The sequence below is a fragment of the Pseudomonas sp. P4_C1 genome (genome assembly GCF_056402155.1).
On sequence record NZ_JBFUHY010000039.1, the window covers coordinates 1 to 21981 of the forward strand.

Here is a 21981-nt window from a genome sequence, read left to right on the forward strand (position 1 = left end):
ACGGTGATGTGGTTCTGGAGCAACTTGCCCGACACCGTCAGCGCCGGGCAGATCGCCGAGTTATACCGTCGTCGCTGGAGTATCGAAGGGATGTTCCAGCGCCTGGAGTCGGTGCTGGACAGTGAAATCGAAAGCCTTGGCGCTCCGCGGGCGGCGTTGCTGGGATTTGCTTCAGCGATCCTGGCCTACAACGTCCTGGCAGTGCTCAAGCGCAGTGTGGAACAGGCTCATCGCGAGACATTGCCCGAAGGCTGGGAAGCTTCGATCTTCCATCTGACGGTACAAGTGCGTAGCGGATACGAGGGCATGCAGATCGCACTGCCCTCGGATTACCTGACACTTCAAACGACCTCAGAAACGCTGGCAACACGACTGTTGGCGCTCGCCAGGAATATCAACCCCAAGCAAGTGGCCAAAAGCCTACGTGGTCCCAGAATCGCCAAACCCAAGGAGTGGCTGGACGGCAAAGCTGCGCATGCTCATGTGTCGACGGATCGGGTGCTCAAAGCCCATAAAGGGAAAACACCTTGAAAGGGCTGGCTCTTACAGCGGGTCACTTGGAAAAGCCCCAAGTAACCAAGGGCTCTTGCCCCTTACATTCGGTGCCTCGCCGTGGCTCGGCATGCCCTCGCTCCGGTCCTGCTCCGTGGGCCCGCCGCCATCGGCCATCCATGGCCAAGGGCGGCTAACCCGGCATCCATGCCGGGTTGCCCACTGCGCAGAACCTGCGCTCGGCCTCACGAGGGGGCGTACACCGCAACAGCGCTCGAGGCGGCCTACCGGCCGGCCTGTTTGTTGGGTTCGTTCGTCTGTGGTGTATTTGATCGACTGACAGGCCGCTTTCGCGAGCAAGCTCGCTCCCACAGGGTTTGTGGTCGGCCACAATGTTGTGTTCGACCCCGATCCACTGTGGAAGCGAGCTTGCTCCGGGCGGCGATCCGACGATTGCTTTTCTGAAGTCCACCGGATTTACAGAATGCGGTAAAGCAACCGCTCGATCCGCACACGACTCACGCGCTTGAGGAACCTGGCCACACCCGCCGGGTACTCGGCGAGGGTTTCCAGGTTCTGGAAATGCTCGATACGCGAAGTGTGCTGGAAGATCTTTGTCAGCTCATCGCGACGCGGCTCCAGCAGTTCGCCATGGGGATCATCGATCAACAAGGCGTTTTCCAGATCGAGTCGAAACGCCCGTGGGTTGAGGTTGTTGCCGGTCAGCAAGGTATAGCGCCGGTCGATCCACATGCCCTTGAGGTGATAGGTGTTGTCGCCATCACGCCACAGGTGCAGGTTCAACTGGCCGCTGTCGATGTCGCGCTGATGGCGCTTGGCAAACCGGCGCAAGCTGATTTCGTACAGGTACGGCAGCGCCGAAATAACCCGGAACGGTTCGCTCGGCGGAATGTAGAAATCGTTGGCCGTCTTGTCGCCGACCACAATGTCGATCTTCACCCCACGGGCCAACGCACGGTTGATCTCGCGGATGACCGCCAGCGGCAGGTTGAAGTACGGTGTGCAAATGGTCAGTTGCTGCTGGGCGCTGGCGATCAGTTCGCAGATCACCCGGTTCAGCGGATTGTTCTTGCCGACGCCGAGCAAGGGGCTGACAGACAAACCGCTCCTGTCGGTAGTGCCCCGCGAAGTGTCGTACGCCGCGTGCTTGAGGCGGCTGCGCAGGTCGCCGATGTCATGGCGCAGGCTGCGGGTGGTCGGCAGGTTCGGCAGGTCGAGGCGGTGCACCGCCTTGGAAGCCACCAGGCCGTGCTGCACCAGGTGCTGCATCGAATCGGCCAGATCACGATTGTGCAGCAGGTGATAGCGGTCGTAGCGGTACTTGTCGAACTTGTGCAGATAGACGTTGTTCAGGCTCGCGCCACTGTAGATCACGCAGTCATCGATCACGAAGCCTTTGAGGTGCAACACACCGAACAGTTCGCGGGTTTGCACCGGGACTCCGTAGATCGGCACTTCGCTGGCATGGGTGCGGGTCATTTCCTGATACCAGGCGGAGTTGCCCGGTTGCTTGCCGGCACCAATCAGGCCGCGCTGGGCGCGCAGCCAGTCGACGACCACCACCACGTCCAGTTCCGGACGCGCCAGCTTGGCCGCGTGCAAGGCATCGAGAATTTCCTGGCCGGCTTCATCCTGTTGCAGGTACAGCGCAACGATATAGATGCGCCGGGTCGCGCTGGCGATCTTCTCCAGCAGGCAACGACGGAATTCGGCAGCGCCAGAGAGGATGCCGACGGCATCGGCCGTCAGCGGAAAACTGCGCAGTTTGGGCAGCAGGGAACGTTTGAAAAGCAACGGCATAGGGCTCGCAATGGGTCGAATCCGAAGAACCCGAGAGCTTACACCATGCAAAGGTTCGGGTCTTGTTACCGTCAGTAATGACGCCATCGCGAGCAAGCTCGCTCCCACATGTTGATATGCGCTTCCCTGTGGGAGCGAGCTTGCTCGTGATAGCCATTTGTCAAACGACACAAAAACCGATTGACCATGGAGAACGATCGTTCTACTGTTAGCCACATGAACGAAATCACTAACAATGAAACACGCGACATCATTCTGGATGTCACCGAAAAGTTGATCTACAAAAGTGGCATAGCCGCCACGGGCATGGATCTTCTGGTGAAAACCGCCGGCGTCTCCAGAAAGAGCATTTACCGCTACTTCGCCAACAAGGACGATCTGGTGGTAGCCGCCCTGCAACGTCGCGACCAGCGCTGGATGCACTGGTACAGAGGCGCAGTCTGCCAGGCACAAACCCCGGCCGAACGACTGCTTAACCTGTTTACCGTGCTCAAATCGTGGTTCGCGTCCGAGGGCTTTCGTGGCTGCGCCTTCATCAACACCAGTGGCGAAACCGGCGACCCGCAAGACCCGGTGCGCCTGGTCGCCAAAGAGCATAAACAGAAGCTGCTCGACTACGTGTGCGAGCTGTGTACCGAACATGGCGCCGAGGATCCGCAGATGCTGGCCAGACAGCTGCTGATCCTGATCGATGGTGCCATTACCGTGGCGCTTGTAATGGGTGATCACAGTGCCGCCGATAATGCGCAATGCATGGCGCGAAAGTTATTGGACCTGTAGCAACCTGATCAAGCTCGACAATTGTTTGAACTTTAACTTGATACGGAGACTTGAAATGTCTAATGCCGAAGTTCGTCCGCCATTACCCCCTTTCACCCGTGAATCGGCCATTGAAAAAGTTCGCCTGGCTGAAGACGGCTGGAACTCCCGCGACCCCGAGCGCGTGTCCCTGGCCTACACCCTGGACACTCAATGGCGCAATCGCGCCGAGTTCGCCTACAACCGAGAAGAGGCCAAAGGCTTCCTGACCCGCAAATGGGCCAAGGAGCTGGATTATCGGCTGATCAAGGAACTCTGGGCCTTTACCGGCAACCGCATCGCCGTGCGTTATGCCTATGAGTGGCATGACGACTCGGGCAACTGGTTCCGCTCCTACGGCAACGAAAACTGGGAGTTCAACGAGGACGGCCTGATGGCCCGGCGCTTCGCCTGCATCAATGACCTGCCGATCAAGGAAAGCGAGCGCAAGTTCCACTGGCCGCTGGGGCGTCGGCCTGACGATCATCCGGGGCTGTCGGATCTTGGCTTGTAAACACTGATCAAACTGTAGGAGCGAGCCTGCTCGCGATAGCGATCTATCAGTCAACATGAATGTTGAATGTGATGACGCCATCGCGAGCAGGCTCGCTCCTACATTGGTTTTGTGTGTGCAGGTGGTTAAGATGCTGCCCTTCCCCGCAGCCTCTTCCTGCACCCGCCGAATAAGCCGATCCCATGCCTTTCGAACTCAGCGTTGACCTCTCCACCCTGGCCATCCTGGCCCTTGTCGCTTTTGTTGCCGGTTTCATCGATGCCATCGCCGGTGGCGGCGGCCTGTTGACCACCCCCGCCTTGCTGACCGCCGGCCTGCCGCCGCACCTGGTACTGGGCACCAACAAGCTCAGCTCGACCTTCGGTTCGGCGATTGCCAGTTTCACCTTCTACCGCCGCAAGCTGTTCCACCCCGCGCAATGGATGCACGCCATCATCGGCACCCTGGTCGGCGCGCTGACCGGTGCCGTGGTCGCGCATTACCTGCCGGCGGAGTGGCTGAACAAAATGCTGCCGGTGATCGTCTTCGCCTGTGGCGTTTATCTTTTGTTTGGCGGCACGCCGAAAGCGCCAACGGACAGCGATGCACCGATCAAGAAAAAGTGGCAGTCGACCCAAGGCTTCAGCCTCGGCTTCTATGACGGCGTGGCCGGTCCCGGCACGGGCGCGTTCTGGACCGTAAGCAGCCTGTTGCTCTACCCCGTCGACCTGGTGAAGGCCAGCGGCGTGGCGCGCAGCATGAACTTCGTCAGCAACGCGGCAGCGCTGTCGATCTTCATCTTTTCCGGTCAGGTGGACTGGATCATCGGCCTGTGCATGGGCTCGTCGTTGATGGTCGGCGCGTTCTTCGGCGCCCGCACCGCCATCAGTGGCGGTGCGAAATTCATTCGTCCGGTGTTCATCACCGTGGTGTTGGGCCTAACGGTGCGCCTAGCCTGGCAGCACTGGTTCAGCGTGGCCTAAGCGCCGCGCCACATAGACGTCGATCAGGTAACGGGCAATCGAGCGTGACGCCGGCAACGGCGGCAGCTCGTGCACGTTGAACCACTGGGCGTCCTCGATCTCGTCTTCCTGACAGACAATCTCGCCACCGGCATATTCGGCATGAAAGCCGAGCATCATCGAGTGCGGGAACGGCCAGCACTGGCTGCCCATGTACTGGATGTTCTTGACCTCGATGCTCACCTCTTCGCGAACCTCGCGAATCAGGCAGTCCTCGGCCGATTCGCCCGGCTCGGCAAACCCGGCCAGGGTGCTGTAGACCCCCGGCACAAAACGCGGCGAACGCCCCAGCAGAATCTCGTCGCCGCGGGTCACCAGTACGATCATGCTCGGCGAAATCCGTGGATAGCTGCGCAGATCGCACGGCTGGCAATACATCGCCCGTTCGCGCGGCACCTGGATCATGGCCTGACCGCAGTTACCGCAAAAGCGATGTTCACGGGCCCAGGTGCCGATCTGCGCGGCGTAACCAAGCACCTTGTAGAGCGTGTGATCGCCCTCCAGCATGAACGCCCGCAGGCCTTTCCAGTTGCAGCCCGGCACCTCGCTGTGATTGCGCAGCTCCAGCAGATAGACCGGCTCGCCATCGAGATGACCGATGCCATGCTCGGCGAGAATCGGCAGGTCCTGGCGCTTGAGCCATTCGCGCGCAAACAGTGCGCCATTGTCATCGAACAGAAAGCCTTCGGGGCTGCGCGCGACAGCCCAGCCGCCGGGTTGATCGGTGTCCAGTACTGCAGTGGTCCAGCGAGGAATCATGGTTTATCAATCCAGAAATTCGGGTTTCTGTTTGCTCATATGGGCGGCCATGGCCACGCGCAGATCGGTGGATTGCAGCATGGCGGCGTTCCAGGTAGCGATGTATTCGAGGCCGTCATCGATGCGATGGTCGCGCATGTAGCTGATCATCTCTTTGGTGCCGGTAACGGCGATCGGCGACTTGCCGGCGATTTCGCGGGCAATGCCCATGACGCCGTCGAGCAGGCTGGCGTTGTCGCTGTAGACGCGATTGACCAGGCCCATGCTCCGCGCTTCGTCGGCGCCAAACGTGCGACCAGTGTAAGCCAGTTCACGCAGCATGCCGTCACCGATGATCCGCGGCAAGCGTTGCAACGTGCCGACGTCGGCGGCCATGCCGATGTCGATTTCCTTGATCGAAAACTGTGCGTCCTCGGCGGCATAACGCATGTCGCACGCGGCAATCAGGTCGATGGCGCCACCCAGGCAGTAACCCTGAATCGCCGCAAGCACCGGTTTGCGGCAGTTATCGACGGCATTGAACGACGCTTGCAGGGTGAGGATCTTGCGCCGCAACAGGCGCGCATTGCGTCCGACGTCCTTGCCCAGTTCATTGGCCACGCCCGCCAGCATCATCAGGTCGATACCCGAGGAGAAATGCTTGCCTGCGCCGCTGAGAACCACCACGCGCACTTCATCGGTGTCGTCGATCCACTGGAAGATCTCGACGATCTCGCTCCAGAACGCAGCGTTCATCGAGTTGATCTTCTCCGGGCGGTTGATCTGCACATGGGCGATTTTATCGACCAGTTCGACGTTGAACGCGCTGTACCGAGACATGCCAGTGATCCTTTTGCGGGCAAAAATGAGGCCCGAACTATAACAAGGCACCAAGGTGGGCAGTAAGGCAGTGGTTCGGCCAAATGCGGGACTGGCCAGACTGCACCTTAACAGTGCACCACCACCAAAACGTGGCGCACATTTATGTGACTGCCCCGTGACTTTTTGCGGCCAAAACGCAAAAAAACATGCACTTCGTCGGGGCATTTGCACCTCGATCAGGCACGTCCGTACCGCTACAAACCGATTGTCGAACAATTTTGCCATCCGGCCTTCACCGCTCTAAGTTCTGGCCTAGACTCATTTTCTCGAGACGAAACCGGCCGGTCACAAAGTGGAAAAATAGTCGAAACTTTTTCCAGTCCCGATCGGTCCTCTGAAAAGACGGTGCGTTGCGACTGGTGCAATCTTTGCAGTGGCTCATTCACCCATTCTGCTTCAGCGCATTGGGCAGCGCTTGCTCACTGATGCGTAGCGCGTTTGCGCCCGGCCACGGAAATTGGCCATGGAACACCGTTTGCCAGACCTAAGAATTAGATCAACAACACGGGAGATTCATATGACCAGTACGGCTATGGAAATACAGGGAGAGCGTGCTCATCAGGTCGGTGAGTCGAGCGCCGTAACTGCCGCAAACACCCAACCCGTCAGTGTTCCAGGCAGCAGGACGCTGACCCCGGTAGCCAACCGGAATCCGAACCGAAAAAAAGTCTTGTTCGTTACCTCGGAAATCGCCGACCTGGTGAAAACCGGTGGCCTGGGCGACGTTTCCGCAGCGCTGCCGCGGGCCATGGCCCATCTGCACGATGTGCGGGTGTTGATCCCGGGTTACCCGCAGGTGATGCACAGCGAGAACCCCATTCATATCATCGGTGAGCTTGGCGGTCATGCTGCATTGCCACCGTGCAAGATCGGGCGCATGGACATGCCCGACGGTTTGGTCATTTACGTACTGATCTGCCCCGAACTCTACGAGCGCGAAGGTTCGCCCTACGGCGCCAACAACGGCCGCGACTGGCCGGACAACCATATCCGTTTCGCCCGCCTGGGCCTGGCGGCGGCCGATATTGCCGCCAACCTCGCGCAAATCCACTGGTGCCCGGACCTGGTGCACGCCCATGACTGGCCGGCCGGTCTGGCCCCTGCTTATATGCACTGGCGTGGACAGCGCACGCCCACCCTGTTCACCATCCACAACCTGGCGTACCAGGGCGTGATCAGCCTGGGTTCGTGCCCCGAATTGGGCATCCCCCATCACGCGCTGCAGCAAGAAGGCATGGAGTTCTACGGCAAGATGTCGTTCCTCAAGGCCGGCATGGCCTATTCGAGCCACATCACCACGGTCAGCGCGACCTACGCCCAGGAAATCACTACCCCGGATTTCGGCTGCGGTCTCGACGGTTTTCTCGCCGCCAAGACCCAGCAAGGCCTGCTCAGCGGGATTCCCAACGGCATCGATGAAAGCTGGGATGCGGCGACCGATCCGCACCTGTTCTGCCCGTTCAGCATCGGCGACTGGGAGGGCAAGGCCGTGAACGCCGCTCATGTCCGCGAGCTGTTTGGCCTGGAACATTCCGAAGGCCCACTGTTTGCAGTGGTCTCGCGGCTGGTTTATCAGAAAGGCCTGGACCTCACCGAGGCGGTCTCTGAATACATCGTCAAATCCGGTGGCCAGATCGCGATCATCGGCCGTGGCGAGCCGGAAGAAGAACAGTCGATGCGCGAACTGGCCCTGCGTTTCCCCGGGCAGATCGGCGTGCGCATCGGTTTCAACGAAACCGACGCCCGACGCATGTTCGCCGGCAGCGACTTCCTGCTGATGCCGTCGCGTTACGAGCCGTGCGGCCTGAGCCAGATGTACGCCCAGCGCTTCGGCTCGTTGCCGGTGGCACGCAATACCGGTGGCCTGGCCGACACCATCGAGAACGGCGTAACCGGTTTCCTGTTCGATGAATCCACGGTGCAGAGCTATCAGGAAGCCCTGAGTCGCGCATTCAAGGTATTCGCCTTTCCCGACCTGCTGCACGCCATGCGTTGCCGGGCCATGGCCGCGCCGTTCAACTGGTGCAAGGCGGTCGAACCCTACGCCGAACTCTATGAACGGCTTGTGGCAAAAGCGTTGGGGAAATCGAACAAACAGTAAGAGGCTTTCAAGATGCCGTTACGGACCCTTGAGACCTGGCCTCACGGCGCAATCATGCTGGACGCAGAGCACACGCGATTCGCGTTGTGGGCGCCAGATGCGTTTTACGTCAGTGTCGAACTGGAAAATGGACAGTCCTTGCCGTTGCTGCCCCAGGCCGATGGCTGGTTCGTGAGCAACACCCGATGCCCGGCAGGCACGCGTTACCGCTACAGCATCGACGGCGAACTGGAAGTGCCCGACCCCGCCTCCCGCGCTCAGGCCGGCGGCATTGACCAGCCCAGCGTGGTGGTCGATCCGTTGGCCTATGCGTGGCAACACAGTACCTGGCTGGGACGACCGTGGAACGAAGCGGTGATTTATGAGTTGCACGTCGGTGCGCTCGGCGGCTTCACTGCCGTCGAGCAGCATCTGGCACGCCTGGTCGAACTGGGTGTCACCGCAATCGAACTGATGCCCATCGCGCAGTTTCCCGGTGAGCGCAATTGGGGCTATGACGGCGTCCTGCCCTACGCGCCCCAGGCTTCATACGGCTCACCCGAGCAACTCAAGCACTTGATCGACACCGCCCACGGCCACGGTCTGGCGGTGATTCTCGACGTGGTCTACAACCACTTCGGCCCGGATGGCAATTATCTGCATCGTTATGCCAGTGCTTTCTTTCGCGAAGACCGACACACGCCCTGGGGTGCGGCAATCGACTTGCGCCGTCGCGAAGTACGGGACTTCTTCATCGAAAACGCCTTGATGTGGCTGCTGGAATACCGTTTCGACGGATTGCGCCTGGACGCGGTGCACGCCATCCAGGACCCGGATTTTCTTCAGGAACTGGCGCTACGGGTGCGCCAGCAGACGGGACCGGCGCGGCATGTGTGGCTGATGGTCGAGAACGAACACAACCAGGCCAGCCTGCTCGAACAGGGTTACGACGCGCAATGGAATGATGATGGCCACAATGCCCTGCACGTATTGCTGACCGGCGAAACCGACGCCTATTACGCCGACTACGCGCAAAACCCCACCGAACAACTGGCGCGCTGCCTGAGCCAGGGTTTCGTGTTCCAGGGCCATCTCAACCGCCATGGTGTGGCGCGCGGTGAACCCAGCGGGCATTTGCCGCCCAACGCCTTCATCCTGTTTTTGCAGAACCATGACCAGATCGGCAATCGGGCGTTCGGCGAGCGCCTGCATCAACTCGCCCACCCGCAAGCGCTGCGGGCCGCCACGGCGTTGCTGCTGCTGTCGCCGATGATTCCGCTGCTGTTCATGGGTGACGAGTTTGCCGTCGAGCAACCCTTCCTGTTTTTCACCAGCCATCATGGTGAGTTGGCGAAGTTAGTCCGCGACGGCCGGCGCAACGAGTTCGCGGCGTTCAGCGCGTTTGCGGACTCGCGTCAACGCGAACACATTCCGGACCCGAATGATCCGCAGACATTTGCAGCGTCCTGCCCTGTCCTGCCCTCGATCGGCCACAGCGAGATGCACGACCTGTACTGCCGACTGTTGCAGATCCGGCACCGGCTCATCGTCCCGCACTTGCCGGGCACCCAGGCACTGGGCACCGACGTGCTGGGCGAAGGCGCGGTCAGTGCAGCCTGGCGATTGGGCGATGGCAGCCAGCTGCGCATTGACCTGAACCTCAGCGACAGGCCCGTAGGCCACACCTCACAGACCGGTGCCGTGCGGTTATTCGAATACCCGCCAGAGAGTGCCGGCCTTCTGGACCAGGGCACCCTTGCCCCGTATTGCGCGCTCGTCAGCCTCACCGCTGCAGCCCCCTTTGCTACCTCGTTTGGAGAGCGTCCATGAGTGATGCGCAACTGGAAATCCTGGCCAGCCGTGCCGGTCTCGCGGTCGACTGGATCGACGCCAACGGCCGCCCGCAAAAAGTCGCGCCGTCAGTGTTGCGCAACGTGCTGAGCGGCCTTGGCCACCCGGCCGGCAGTGCCCAGGAAATCGACGCCAGCCTGCTGGAATTGCAAGCGGCGCAACAGACCCACCACTTGCCGCCATTGATCACCGCCGATGTGGGGGTGGGCCTGGACCTGGCGCGTTATTTCGAGCCCCAAACCCCTTGCGAAATCCACCTCGAAGACGGTTCGCGGCTCAACCTGAGACTGGACGCCAACGCGGTGCTGCCCGGGCTGGTACCGGTCGGCTATCAACAGGTCGGCATCGACGGACAAACCTTTACCCTGGCGGTGGCCCCGGCCCGTTGTTACAGCGTGGCCGACGCCGTGGATAACCCCATTCCTCGTGCCTGGGGCCTGAGCGTGCAGTTGTACGGATTGCGCCGCTCCGGCGATGGCGGGTTTGGTGACACCCAGGCTCTGGAGGACCTCGCCCGGGTGGCCGGTGAGCGTGGCGCCGAGGCGCTGGCGATCAGCCCGTTGCATGCGATGTTTTCAAGCGACACCCAACGCTATAGCCCGTATTCGCCGTCCAGCCGTTTGTTTCTCAACAGCCTTTACTGCGCCCCCGGCACCATTCTCGGCGAACGCGCCCTGCGTACCGCCATCGATGCAACCGGCCTGGCCATTGAATTCAAAGCGCTGCAAGAACGTCCGCTGATTGACTGGCCGGCCGCCGCCGAAGCCAAGCATCGGTTGTTGCAGGCCCTATATGAAGGCTTCGTCCAGGGTGAACACCCGTTGCACGAAGACTTCAGCAGTTTTCGTCACGCGGCGGGCGAAGCGCTGGAAAACCACTGTCGCTTCGAAGCCATCCAGGAGGCGCGCGCCGCCCGCGGTGAACACCTCGACTGGCGGCAGTGGCCCGAACCCTGGCGCAATCCGCGCAGCGCCGAACTGGCGGCATTCGCCGAAGAAAATGCCGGACGCATCGGCTTCTTCGCCTTCTGCCAGTGGCTGATCACGCGCTGCCTGGAGCGCGCGCAAACCGCCGCCCGCGCCAGCGGCATGAGCATCGGCCTGATTGCCGATCTGGCCGTCGGTGCCGATGGCGGAGGCAGCCAGGCCTGGAGCCGTCAGGACGAACTGCTCGCCTCTCTCACCGTCGGTGCGCCACCGGACATTCTCAACCGCAGTGGCCAGGGCTGGGGGATTTCCGCGTTCTCCCCCGAAGGCCTGGTACGCAATGGTTTCCGGGCCTTCATCGAAATGCTGCGGGCCAACTTCGCCCACTCCGGTGGCTTGCGCATCGACCATGTCATGGGCTTGCAGCGTCTGTGGGTAATCCCTAACGGTTCGCCGCCGGCCGACGGCGCCTACCTGTATTACCCGGTGGACGATCTGCTGCGTCTGCTGACCCTGGAATCCCATCGTCACCAGGCCATCGTCCTTGGCGAAGACCTCGGCACCGTGCCGGACGGCCTGCGGGAAAAACTCATCGCCCGTTCGATACTCGGCATGCGGGTGTTGCTGTTCGAGCAGGACAACACGCACTTCAAGCCCATCCTCGACTGGCCGGACAATGCCCTGGCGACCACCAGCACCCATGACCTGCCCACCCTCAACGGCTGGTGGCATGGCCGCGATATCGACTGGAACGCCCGGCTCGGCATGGTCGATGCCAGCGCTGAAATCGAATGGCGCCAGCACCGCGAGCGCGAGCGTGAGGGCCTGCGCCGGGCGTTGAGCCAGGACCCGCAGAACTTCCGCGAAGAGTCCCACGAAACCGACCAGGTGCTCGATGCCAGCGTGCGCTTCCTCGGCCATACCCGCTCGCCGCTGGTGTTGCTGCCACTGGAAGATGCCCTTGGCGTGGAACAACAGGCCAATCTGCCGGGCACTATCGATACTCACCCGAACTGGTCGCGACGCTTGCCCGGATACAGTGAGGCCCTGCTCGATGGAGCGGATGCCGCGCGGCGTCTGGAACTGCTCGCCTGTGCGCGACTGCAGGCGGCCGAGCGTGATCGATGACTCAAGTGCCGACCCGACCACTGCGCGCCACGTTGCGCCTGCAATTTCATAAAGGCTTCACGCTGGAAGACGCGGTGCCACTGGTGCCGTACTTCGCCCGTCTCGGCATCAGCCATGTCTACGCCTCCCCGCTGTTGCGCGCGCGCGCCGGGTCGACGCACGGCTACGACGTGGTGGACCCGACAAGGGTCAATCCTGAGCTGGGCGGCGAAGCGGCGCTGCGCAGCCTGGTCGGTGCCCTGCACGGGCACAACATGGGGTTGATCCTCGATATCGTCTCCAACCACATGGCGGTCGGCGGCAGTGATAATCCCTGGTGGCTGGATTTGCTGGAGTGGGGGCGCCTGAGCCCCTACGGCGAATTTTTCGACATCCAGTGGCACTCGCCCGACCCGTTGATGGAGGGCCAGTTACTCCTGCCGTTTCTGGGCAGCGACTATGGCGTCGCGTTGCAGGACGGCACCCTGCCCCTGCGCTTCGATGCCTGGCACGGAAGCTTTCATGTCGAGTACTACGAACACCGTTTTCCCATTTGCCCCTGGGATTACGGCGAGCTGCTCAAGGTCGATGCGCCGCTCGATACGCAACAGGCCGAACAACTCAAATCCCTGGCCGATCGCTTCAGCACCCTGAGCTACCAGACCGATGCCCACAGCCTGGCGCTACCGCTGAAAGCAGAACTGCGCGACCTGACCGGCGATCCGGCCATTGCCCAAGCCATTGACCAGCACCTGAAAAACTACGACTCAGTGACCCGCGAGGGCTTGCAGCGCCTGCACAACCTGCTGGAGCGGCAGAGCTATCGCCTGGCCAGTTGGCGCACCGCCGCCGACGACATCAACTGGCGGCGCTTCTTTGATATCAATGAACTCGGTGGACTGCGCGTCGAGCGTCCCGCCGTGTTCGAAGCCACCCATGCGAAGATCTTCCAACTGGTGGCTGAAGGGCTGATCGACGGGTTGCGCATCGACCATATCGACGGCCTTGCCGACCCGCGGGGCTACTGCCGAAAACTGCGCCGTCGGGTCGACAGCCTGTCCGCGGGGCGCCACCTGCCCATCTATGTCGAAAAGATCCTCGGCGCAGGTGAAAGCCTGCCTCGTGACTGGTCGGTGGATGGCACCACTGGTTACGAATTCATGAACCAGTTGTCACTGCTGCAAACCGACCCCAGGGGTGCGCAGGCGCTGGCCGAGCGCTGGAAGCGTCACAGCGAGCGGACCGCCGACTTCTCCCAGGAAGCACAACTGGCCCGTCAGCAAATCCTCAATGGCTCCCTCGCCGGGGATTTCGAAAGCGTTGCCCAGGCCTTGCTGCAAGTGGCCCGGGACAATCTCATGACCCGCGACCTGACCCTTGGCGCCATTCGCCGGGCCTTGCAGGCGTTGATCGTGCATTTCCCGGTGTACCGCACCTACATCGGCCCCCTTGGCCGGTCAGCCCAGGACGAGGTGTTTTTCCAGCAGGCCATGGCCGGTGCCCGGCAAACCCTGGGCGAAGCAGACTGGCCGGTGCTCGACTGCCTGGCCGGCTGGCTCGGCGGTGAACCCTGGCGGCAGCGCCCGGCCGGTCGCCAGCGCAAACGCCTCAAGCACGCCTGCGTACGCTTCCAGCAACTGACTTCGCCGGCCGCGGCGAAAGCGGTCGAAGACACCGCGCTCTATCGGTCGGCGGTCCTGCTCTCGCGCAACGATGTGGGGTTCAACACCCAGCAGTTCAGTGCGCCGGTTGCCGACTTTCATCAAGCCTGCATCGAGCGTCTCGACGCCTTCCCGGACAATCTGCTGGCCAGCGCTACCCACGACCACAAGCGCGGGGAAGATTCACGGGCGCGGCTGGCGGTATTGAGCGAGCGCAGCGACTGGTACGCCGACCAGATCGGTCTGTGGCGCACCCTCGCCCGGCCACTGCGCAGTGACGATCAAGTGCCTTCGGCGGGCGATGAATTGATTCTGTACCAGACAATTCTCGGCAGTTGGCCTCTGCAATTGCGTTTCGATAATCCGCTCGCGCTCGAAGACTACGCAAAACGCCTGAGGCAATGGCAACGCAAGGCCCTGCGCGAAGCCAAACTGCAAAGCAGCTGGAGCGCGCCCAATGACACTTGTGAGCAAGCGAGCGAGGACTTCATCCAGCGCCTGTTGCTCAGCCCCGAAGGTGAGCTGTTGCGTACGGCCCTCGCCAAGGCTGCCCGTTCGATTGCCGTGCCCGGTGCACTCAACGGTTTGGCGCAAACCTTGCTGCGCATGACCGTACCCGGCGTGCCGGATCTGTATCAGGGTAACGATTTCTGGGACTTCAGCCTGGTCGATCCGGACAACCGCCGCCCGGTGGATTACACCAGCCGCCAGCAGGCGCTGCAGCAAGCGGTGGACCTGCCGGACTTGTTGCTGAACTGGCGTGACGGGCGCATCAAGCAGGCCTTGATTGCGCGCACCCTGGGTTTGCGTGCCGAGCATGCCGAGCTGTTTCGGCGTGGCACTTACCAGGCCCTGGAAGTGGTGGGCAGCGAGGCCCATCGAGTGCTGGGTTTTGTCCGTGAACGGGAGGGAACACGCGCCATCGTGATTGTGCCGATACGTTGTGCCGAGCTGCTGGAAAACGGTGCCGAACCACAGGTCAACGCGCCGCTGTGGGGCGATACCCGGGTCAAATTGCCGTTCACCGTCCCTGACGAAAATCTGCAGGGACTTTTTTCCGGCGTCGCAGTCACACAACACAGGGAGCTGCTGGTCAGCGCCGCGCTGGGGGATTTCCCGGTCAATCTCTTTATTCAAACTACCCACACTTGAGTTCAGTTCAGGAGCATTGCGATGAGTACCGACGATAAACGCATCCGCGAATTCGCCTATCAGATCTGGGAATCCGAAGGAAAACCCGAGGGCCAGGAAGCCCGCCACTGGGAGATGGCGCGCAAACTGGCAGAAGCCGAAGCCCTGGCACCGAAAAAGTCACCGAAGGCCCCCGCCAGCAAGACAGCGCCGAAGAAAACCGCAGACGCAAAACTCAGCCCGGACAAGACCCTCAATGGCAAGACCGCTGCGCCGAAAGCCAAGGCCAAACCTGCGGCAGCTTCGAAAGTCATTCCGCCCGGAGAAAAGGCAGTCGAGAAAAAGCCCCGGGCTGCGCGAAAACCGCCGGCGGTTTGAGGCGCACGCCGTTTGACCTGATTGAAGGGGTGCCGAGTCCGCTTGCCACGTTGGGTAATGCTCGCCCTGAAAAACTGTGGGAGCGAGCTTGCTCGCGATATCGGTCCACCATTCAACACCCATGTGGACTGACACACCGCTATCGCGAGCAAGCTCGCTCCCACAGGTTGCAGTACTGACAAGTATTTGTGGGAGTACCTATGACCAGTCCGAAGAAAGCCTCAGCGCCAGCCCCGCGTGCCGAAGCCACGCGAATCCGCGAAGGCCTGCCCTTTCCGCTGGGTGCCACCTGGGATGGCCTGGGCGTCAACTTCGCGCTGTTTTCCGCCCACGCCACCAAAGTTGAACTGTGCCTGTTCGACGACACCGGCGAGGTGGAACTCGAACGCATCGAACTGCCCGAATACACCGACGAGATCTATCACGGCTACCTGCCCGACGCCCATCCGGGGTTGATCTACGGCTATCGCGTGTACGGTCCGTACGACCCGGCCAACGGCCATCGCTTCAACCCCAACAAACTGCTGATCGACCCCTACGCCAAACAACTGGTCGGCAAGCTGAAATGGTCCGAAGCGCTGTTCGGCTACACCATCGGCCACCCCGAGGCCGACCTCAGCTTCGATGAACGGGACAGCGCGCCCTTCGTGCCCAAATGCAAGGTCATCGACCCGGCGCACACCTGGGGCCACGATCATCGCGTCAGCGTGCCGTGGGACAAGACAATCATCTATGAAACCCATGTGCGCGGCTTCAGCATGCGTCACCCTGCCGTTCCCGAAAACCTGCGCGGCACCTTTGCCGGGTTGATGGTCGATGATGTGATGGAGCACATCCGCAAGCTCGGCGTGTCGACCGTGGAGTTGCTGCCGATCCACGCTTTCGTCAATGACCAGCACCTGCTGCACAAGGGCATGACCAATTACTGGGGCTACAACAGCATCGCGTTCTTCGCCCCCGACCCGCGTTACCTGGCCAGTGGCAAGATCGCCGAATTCAAGGAAATGGTCGCGCACCTGCACGAAGCCAATCTGGAGGTGATCCTCGACGTGGTCTACAACCACACCGCCGAGGGCAACGAGCAAGGCCCGACCCTGTCCATGCGCGGTATCGACAATGCGTCCTACTACCGCCTCAAGCCCGATGACAAGCGCTTCTATATCAACGATTCCGGCACCGGCAACACCCTGGACCTGAGCCATCCGTGCGTGCTGCAAATGGTCACCGACTCCCTGCGCTACTGGGCCTCGGAAATGCATGTGGACGGCTTCCGCTTCGACTTGGCGACCATCCTCGGGCGATACCACGATGGCTTCGACGAGCGCCACAGTTTCCTCGTGGCCTGCCGCCAGGACCCGGTGTTGCGTCAGGTCAAACTGATCGCCGAACCCTGGGACTGTGGCCCCGGCGGTTATCAGGTGGGCAACTTCCCCCCGGGCTGGGTCGAGTGGAACGATAAGTTCCGCGACACCGTGCGCGCCTTCTGGAAAGGCGACGACGGCCAACTGGCGGACTTTGCCAGCCGCCTGACCGCGTCAGGCGAGATGTTCAATCAGCGTGGTCGCCGCCCCTATTCATCGGTGAACTTCGTCACCGCCCATGACGGCTTCACCCTCAACGACCTGGTGTCGTACAACGACAAGCACAACGAAGCCAACGACGAAAACAATCAGGACGGCAGCAACAACAACCTGTCCTGGAACCACGGCGTCGAAGGCCCCACCGACGATCCCGACATCAACGCATTGCGCCATCGGCAGATGCGCAATTTCTTCGCCACCCTGCTGCTGGCCCAGGGCACGCCGATGCTGGTGGCTGGCGACGAGTTCGCCCGCACCCAGGACGGCAACAACAATGCGTACTGCCAGGACAGCGAGATAGGCTGGGTCAACTGGGACCTCAGCGAAGACGGCAAGGCCCTGCTCAAGTTCGTCAAACGCCTGATCAAGTTGCGCCTGACCTATCCGATCCTGCGGCGCGGGCGTTTCCTGGTGGGTAATTACAACGAGGACATCGGCGTCAAGGACGTGACCTGGCTGGCGCCGGACGGCACGGAAATGACCACCAGACATTGGCACGATGCGCACAATCGTTGCCTGGGCATGCTGCTTGATGGTCGCGCCCAGGAAACCGGCATTCGCCGCAAAGGCGCCGACGCAACGTTGATGCTGGTGGTCAACGCGCATCACGACATCGTCAATTTCCGGCTACCGGAAGTGCCTGACGGTGGTTTCTGGACGTGCATGATCGACACCAACCAGCCGTCGATCCACGGCCAGGAGCGCTTCGAGTTTGGCCACGAGTACTCGGTCACCGGCCGTTCGTTGCTGCTGTTCGAGTTGCAGCATGAGGAAGAAGAGTAACGACGAGGTTGAAAAATCACGGCGCCACTGCCGTAGAGCGGAAAAATCATATTGGTTAAGTTCGCGATGCGACGAATAGCGTTACATGAGCAATACTCGATTCGCGGCCATCAAGGGTCGGGCTTGTCGCACCACGCTATCCACCAGCCCTCACGGGTCGGCCGGGCTTGACTCGCGCACGACTGAAGGCGAAACACAACAAGGACGTAATCCCCATGAAATCCGTTTCCGTCAGCGAAGCCAGCCTGGCATCACAAGTCTGGAACAGTGCCCCGCAACTGGACAGCATCCCGGTCATCAGCACCCAATCCCTGGTGCCCACCGGCGCACGCGCGGTGCTCATTGCCCCGCACCCCGGCGATGAGGTCGTGACCTGCGGCGGCCTGCTGCAATTGCTCAGCAACCTGGGCCACCCGCTGCAATTGATCTCGATCACCGACGGCAGCGCCAGCCATCCAGGCTCTCGGCAGTGGTCGGAAAAACGGCTCAGCGTATTTCGTCCCCAGGAAAGCGTGGAAGCCATCCGCCGACTCGGTTTGCCGATGCACAGCCTGAAATGGATTCGTGGCGGGTTTACCGACAATGCCCTGGTGGAACACGAAGAACAGATCGCCCGATTCATCGCGCGCTACCTGCGCCCCGGTGATGTGGTGTTCAGCACCTGGTGCGAGGACGGCAACGTCGACCACGACACCGTCGGCCGGGCCAGCGCCAGGGCGGCGGCCAACGCAGGGGCATCCTACAACGACGTACCGCTCTGGGCCTGGCACTGGCCGGCACGGGACCGGGAGCTGATTCCCTGGCATCGTGCACGCAAGGTGCGCCTCGATACCTGGACCGTCGCCCGCAAGAGCCACGCCATCCACGCCTACGCCAGCCAACTCGACGGCGAACCGGCCATCGGTCTCGCGCCATTGCTGCCACGGGCGCTGCTCGAGCGTATCCGTTTGCCTTATGAAATCGTGTTGGTTTGAAAGCGCACCCCGTCAGACTGAACTGCCTGCCGACGCATCAGTCGCATACATAAGCAGCCCTGAATCAGAGGAGTGGATGTGGCCAGTCATTCAAAACGGCAGCTAGCCCAATCAACGCCGTTGAACACACCCCCGGCGATTCATCGACTTCGCGTGCTGACGGTCAACACCCATAAGGGGTTTACCGCACTCAACCGGCGCTTCATCCTCCCGGAGTTGCGTGAAGCGGTGCGCAGTACGTCGGCAGACCTGGTGTTTCTGCAAGAAGTCGTCGGCGAACACGACCGGTATTCCTCCCGCTACAACGATTGGCCACAAACCTCGCAGTACGAATTTCTCGCCGACAGCATGTGGGGCGACTTCGCCTATGGACGCAATGCCGTCTATCCCGACGGTCATCATGGCAATGCCTTGCTGTCGAAATACCCGATCCGCGAGTACCGAAACCTGGATGTTTCCATTACCGGCCCGGAACGTCGCGGCTTGCTGCACTGCGTACTGGACGTGCCGGGACATAACGAAGTACATGCCATTTGCGTGCACCTCAGCCTGCTGGAAAGTCATCGCCAGCTGCAGTTGCAGTTGCTCTGCCAACTCCTCGAGTCCCTGCCGGATGATGCGCCGGTGATCATTGCCGGCGACTTCAACGACTGGCAGCTGCAGGGCAATGCCGCCCTGGCCCGTCGCGATTATCTGCACGAAGCCTTCGAACGCCACCATGGCCGCCCGGCCAAAACCTACCCCGCGCGGTTTCCCTTGTTGCGCCTGGACCGCGTCTACCTGCGCAACGCCAGCAGCCATGAGCCGCAAATACTCGGGCACAAGCCGTGGACGCACCTGTCCGACCATTTGCCGTTGGCGGTGGAAGTGCATCTCTGAATCACCGCCATTCATTGCCAGGCGCCAAATGTCGGCGTCGACTGCACCGGCCCCTTCGCGGGCAGGCCCGCTCCCACACGGGTTTTGAGTACGACATCAATCCAGTGTGGGAGCGAGCCTGCTCGCGAATAGCAGCACCGCCGACTTCGGATCAGCCCTGCGGCCTTAACATCAACACCGCCAACGGCGGCAAATTCAGCACCAGTGACAACGCCTGCCCATGGCTCGGCGTTTCCTCGGCCACCGCCCCGCCACTGTTGCCGTAGTTGGAACCGGCATAGATCGACGAATCGCTGTTGAGCACTTCACTCCACTGCCCGGCAAACGGCACCCCGACGCGATAAGCCTCGCGCGGCACCGGCGTAAAGTTGGCCACCACCAGCACAGGCCGGCCGTCCTTGCTCCAGCGCAGCCACGCATAAACGCTGTTGATCGCGTCATCGCCGATCAGCCATTGGAAACCCTGCGGCACATCGTCCTGCTCGTGCAGCGCCGGCTCTTCGCGGTACAAACGATTGAGGTCAGACACCAGTTTCTGCACGCCCTTGTGCTCGGGGTATTGCAACAGGTACCAGTCCAGCTGCTGGTCGTGGTTCCACTCGCGCCACTGGCCGAACTCACAGCCCATGAACAGCAATTTCTTGCCCGGATGCGCCCACATGAAACTCAGGTAGGCCCGCAGGTTGGCGAATTTCTGCCAGCGGTCGCCGGGCATCTTGTCGATCAGCGAGTGTTTGCCGTGCACCACTTCATCATGGGAAATCGGCAGGATGAAGCGCTCGGACCAGGCATACACCAGGCCGAAACTCAACTCGTTATGGTGATGGGCGCGGTACACCGGATCTTGCTGGATGTAGTGCAGCGAATCGTGCATCCAGCCCATGTTCCATTTGTAGGCAAAGCCCAGGCCGCCCTGTTGCGTGCCCTGGCTGACACCCGGCCAGGCGGTGGATTCTTCGGCGATGACCAATGCACCAGGCGCTTCCAGGGCCACTACGTCATTGAGGTGGCGCAGGAAGTCGATGGCTTCGAGGTTCTCTCGCCCGCCATGGCGGTTCGGCACCCATTCGCCAGCCTTGCGCGAGTAGTCGCGGTACAGCATCGAGGCCACCGCATCGACCCGCAGGCCGTCAACGTGGAAATGCTTGAGCCAGTGCAGCGCCGACGCCAGCATGTAGCCGTGCACTTCGGTGCGCCCCAGGTTGTAGATCAGCGTGTCCCAGTCCTGGTGGAAACCTTCCTGGGGGTTGCCGTACTCGTACAACGCCGTGCCGTCGAACTGGGCCAGGCCATGGGTATCGGTGGGGAAATGCGCCGGCACCCAATCGAGGATCACCCCGAGCCCGGCCACATGGCAGGCGTTGACGAAGGCGGCGAACTCGTCCGGCGTGCCATACCGCGCACTCGGCGCGAATTGCGACAACAACTGATAGCCCCACGAACCGCCGAACGGGTGCTCCATGATCGGCATCAGTTCGATGTGGGTAAAACCCAGGTCTTTTACATAGGGAATCAGTCGCTCGGTCAATTCGGGCCAGGTGTACTGGCGGGCCACTTCGCCCAGGTCATCCAGCTCACATTGCCATGAGCCGGCGTGCAATTCGTAGATCGACAAGGGCGCAGTCACCCGGTGGCGGTCGCTCCGGGCCAGCATCCAGTCCTGATCCTGCCAGTCGACGTTCAAGGGTGAAGCGACTTTCGAGGCGGTGTCCGGTGGCAGGCTGGTGGCCAGTGCCACGGGATCAGCCTTCAAGGGCAGAATGCCGTGGGCGCCGAGAATCTCGTATTTGTAGGTGTCCCCGGCTCGCAGACGCGGGATGAACAACTCCCAGACGCCAGTGGGATGACGCAGGCGCATCGGATGCCGGCGTCCGTCCCAGACGTTGAAATCACCGACCACCGACACCCGCCGGGCATTCGGCGCCCACACTGCGAAACGCACGCCGTCGACGCCGTCCACAGTCTTGAGTTGCGCGCCCAGGCACGCACTGAGGTCGCGGTGATTGCCTTCGGCAAACAGGTACAAATCCATTTCGCCCAACAACGGGCCGAAGCTGTAAGGATCTTCCGCGGTTTGCTCGCCGCCGGCCCAACGGGTGCGCAGCAGATACGCCAGCGCACGCTGGAAATGCCCGACAAACAACCCCGGTGTCTCTGTGGCTTGAAGATTCCCAAGCGCTTCGCCCGAGTCCCGGGCCAGCACTTCTACACTCAGGGCGCCCGGCAGATAAGCGCGAATGAACTGCCCGCCGACGCCATCGGCGTGAGGGCCGAGAATCGCAAAAGGGTCGATATGCTCGGCGCGCACCAATGCGTCGATATCCCGCGCGCTGGGCAGCAGCGCTTCTTTGTGATGACCCTGTTCCTTGTTCGAGACACTCATGA

15 protein-coding genes and 1 pseudogene are annotated in these 21981 nt (G+C 61.5%); 12 read left to right on the plus strand and 4 right to left on the minus strand.

The features are described 5' to 3' along the window. A pseudogene (locus AC1DU9_RS19360) lies at positions 1-531 on the plus strand (IS4 family transposase); the annotation flags it as partial. Between the two features lie 438 nt (positions 532-969). On the opposite strand, the gene pssA reads toward AC1DU9_RS19360, so the two are convergent. Further along, entirely contained in the window at positions 970-2313 is a 1344-nt protein-coding gene (gene pssA, locus AC1DU9_RS19365) for a CDP-diacylglycerol--serine O-phosphatidyltransferase (protein ID WP_223462864.1), read from the minus strand. A 216-nt stretch (positions 2314-2529) separates the two neighbouring features. Here pssA and AC1DU9_RS19370 point away from each other — a divergent pair, with 216 nt between their 5' ends. The 3 genes from AC1DU9_RS19370 (at position 2530) to AC1DU9_RS19380 (ending at position 4587) form a co-directional block, all read left to right on the plus strand. Beyond that, positions 2530-3093, plus strand: a complete 564-nt coding sequence (locus AC1DU9_RS19370) for a TetR/AcrR family transcriptional regulator (RefSeq protein WP_477810644.1) — start codon at positions 2530-2532, stop codon at positions 3091-3093. A 55-nt stretch (positions 3094-3148) separates the two neighbouring features. Beyond that, positions 3149-3625 (plus strand): nuclear transport factor 2 family protein, encoded by a 477-nt coding sequence (locus tag AC1DU9_RS19375; protein WP_477810645.1) that lies wholly within the window; start codon positions 3149-3151, stop codon positions 3623-3625. Between the two features lie 182 nt (positions 3626-3807). Then, positions 3808-4587 carry a TSUP family transporter gene (locus AC1DU9_RS19380; RefSeq protein ID WP_223462867.1) on the plus strand — a complete coding sequence of 260 codons (780 nt, stop codon included), beginning with the start codon at positions 3808-3810 and terminating at the stop codon, positions 4585-4587. Here the strand turns inward: AC1DU9_RS19380 and nudC are convergent. Beyond that, a complete protein-coding gene (nudC, locus tag AC1DU9_RS19385; protein WP_223462868.1) occupies positions 4555-5385 on the minus strand; it encodes an NAD(+) diphosphatase in 831 nt (276 codons plus the stop codon). The two genes, AC1DU9_RS19380 and nudC, sit on opposite strands and share 33 nt — an antisense overlap. Positions 5386-5391: 6 nt before the next feature. After that, positions 5392-6204, minus strand: a complete 813-nt coding sequence (locus tag AC1DU9_RS19390) for a crotonase/enoyl-CoA hydratase family protein (protein WP_223462869.1) — start codon at positions 6202-6204, stop codon at positions 5392-5394. A 559-nt stretch (positions 6205-6763) separates the two neighbouring features. On the opposite strand from AC1DU9_RS19390, the gene glgA reads away from it, so the two are divergent. The 8 genes from glgA (at position 6764) to AC1DU9_RS19430 (ending at position 19596) form a co-directional block, all read left to right on the plus strand. Next, positions 6764-8347: a glycogen synthase GlgA gene (gene glgA, locus AC1DU9_RS19395; RefSeq protein WP_223462870.1), complete on the plus strand. Its 1584-nt coding sequence runs from the start codon at positions 6764-6766 to the stop codon at positions 8345-8347. 12 nt (positions 8348-8359) lie between these two features. Next, positions 8360-10156 carry a malto-oligosyltrehalose trehalohydrolase gene (gene treZ / locus AC1DU9_RS19400; protein WP_477810646.1) on the plus strand — a complete coding sequence of 599 codons (1797 nt, stop codon included), beginning with the start codon at positions 8360-8362 and terminating at the stop codon, positions 10154-10156. Continuing rightward, positions 10153-12231 carry a 4-alpha-glucanotransferase gene (gene malQ / locus AC1DU9_RS19405; RefSeq protein ID WP_223462872.1) on the plus strand — a complete coding sequence of 693 codons (2079 nt, stop codon included), beginning with the start codon at positions 10153-10155 and terminating at the stop codon, positions 12229-12231. The genes treZ and malQ overlap by 4 nt, the downstream gene beginning before the upstream one ends. Next, a complete protein-coding gene (locus AC1DU9_RS19410; RefSeq protein ID WP_223462873.1) occupies positions 12228-15023 on the plus strand; it encodes a malto-oligosyltrehalose synthase in 2796 nt (931 codons plus the stop codon). The genes malQ and AC1DU9_RS19410 overlap by 4 nt, the downstream gene beginning before the upstream one ends. Positions 15024-15044: 21 nt before the next feature. After that, entirely contained in the window at positions 15045-15380 is a 336-nt protein-coding gene (locus AC1DU9_RS19415; RefSeq protein ID WP_223462874.1) for a DUF2934 domain-containing protein, read from the plus strand. A 200-nt stretch (positions 15381-15580) separates the two neighbouring features. Next, positions 15581-17743 (plus strand): glycogen debranching protein GlgX, encoded by a 2163-nt coding sequence (glgX, locus tag AC1DU9_RS19420; protein ID WP_223462875.1) that lies wholly within the window; start codon positions 15581-15583, stop codon positions 17741-17743. Between the two features lie 215 nt (positions 17744-17958). Next, positions 17959-18717, plus strand: coding sequence for a PIG-L deacetylase family protein (locus tag AC1DU9_RS19425; RefSeq protein ID WP_223462876.1), 759 nt, complete (start codon positions 17959-17961; stop codon positions 18715-18717). A 78-nt stretch (positions 18718-18795) separates the two neighbouring features. After that, positions 18796-19596, plus strand: coding sequence for an endonuclease/exonuclease/phosphatase family protein (locus AC1DU9_RS19430; protein WP_223462877.1), 801 nt, complete (start codon positions 18796-18798; stop codon positions 19594-19596). Between the two features lie 151 nt (positions 19597-19747). Here AC1DU9_RS19430 and glgB read toward each other — a convergent pair whose 3' ends face one another. Next, on the minus strand, positions 19748-21979 hold the full coding sequence (glgB, locus tag AC1DU9_RS19435; RefSeq protein ID WP_223462878.1) for a 1,4-alpha-glucan branching protein GlgB: 2232 nt from the start codon (positions 21977-21979) through the stop codon (positions 19748-19750). Positions 21980-21981: the final 2 nt, after the last annotated feature.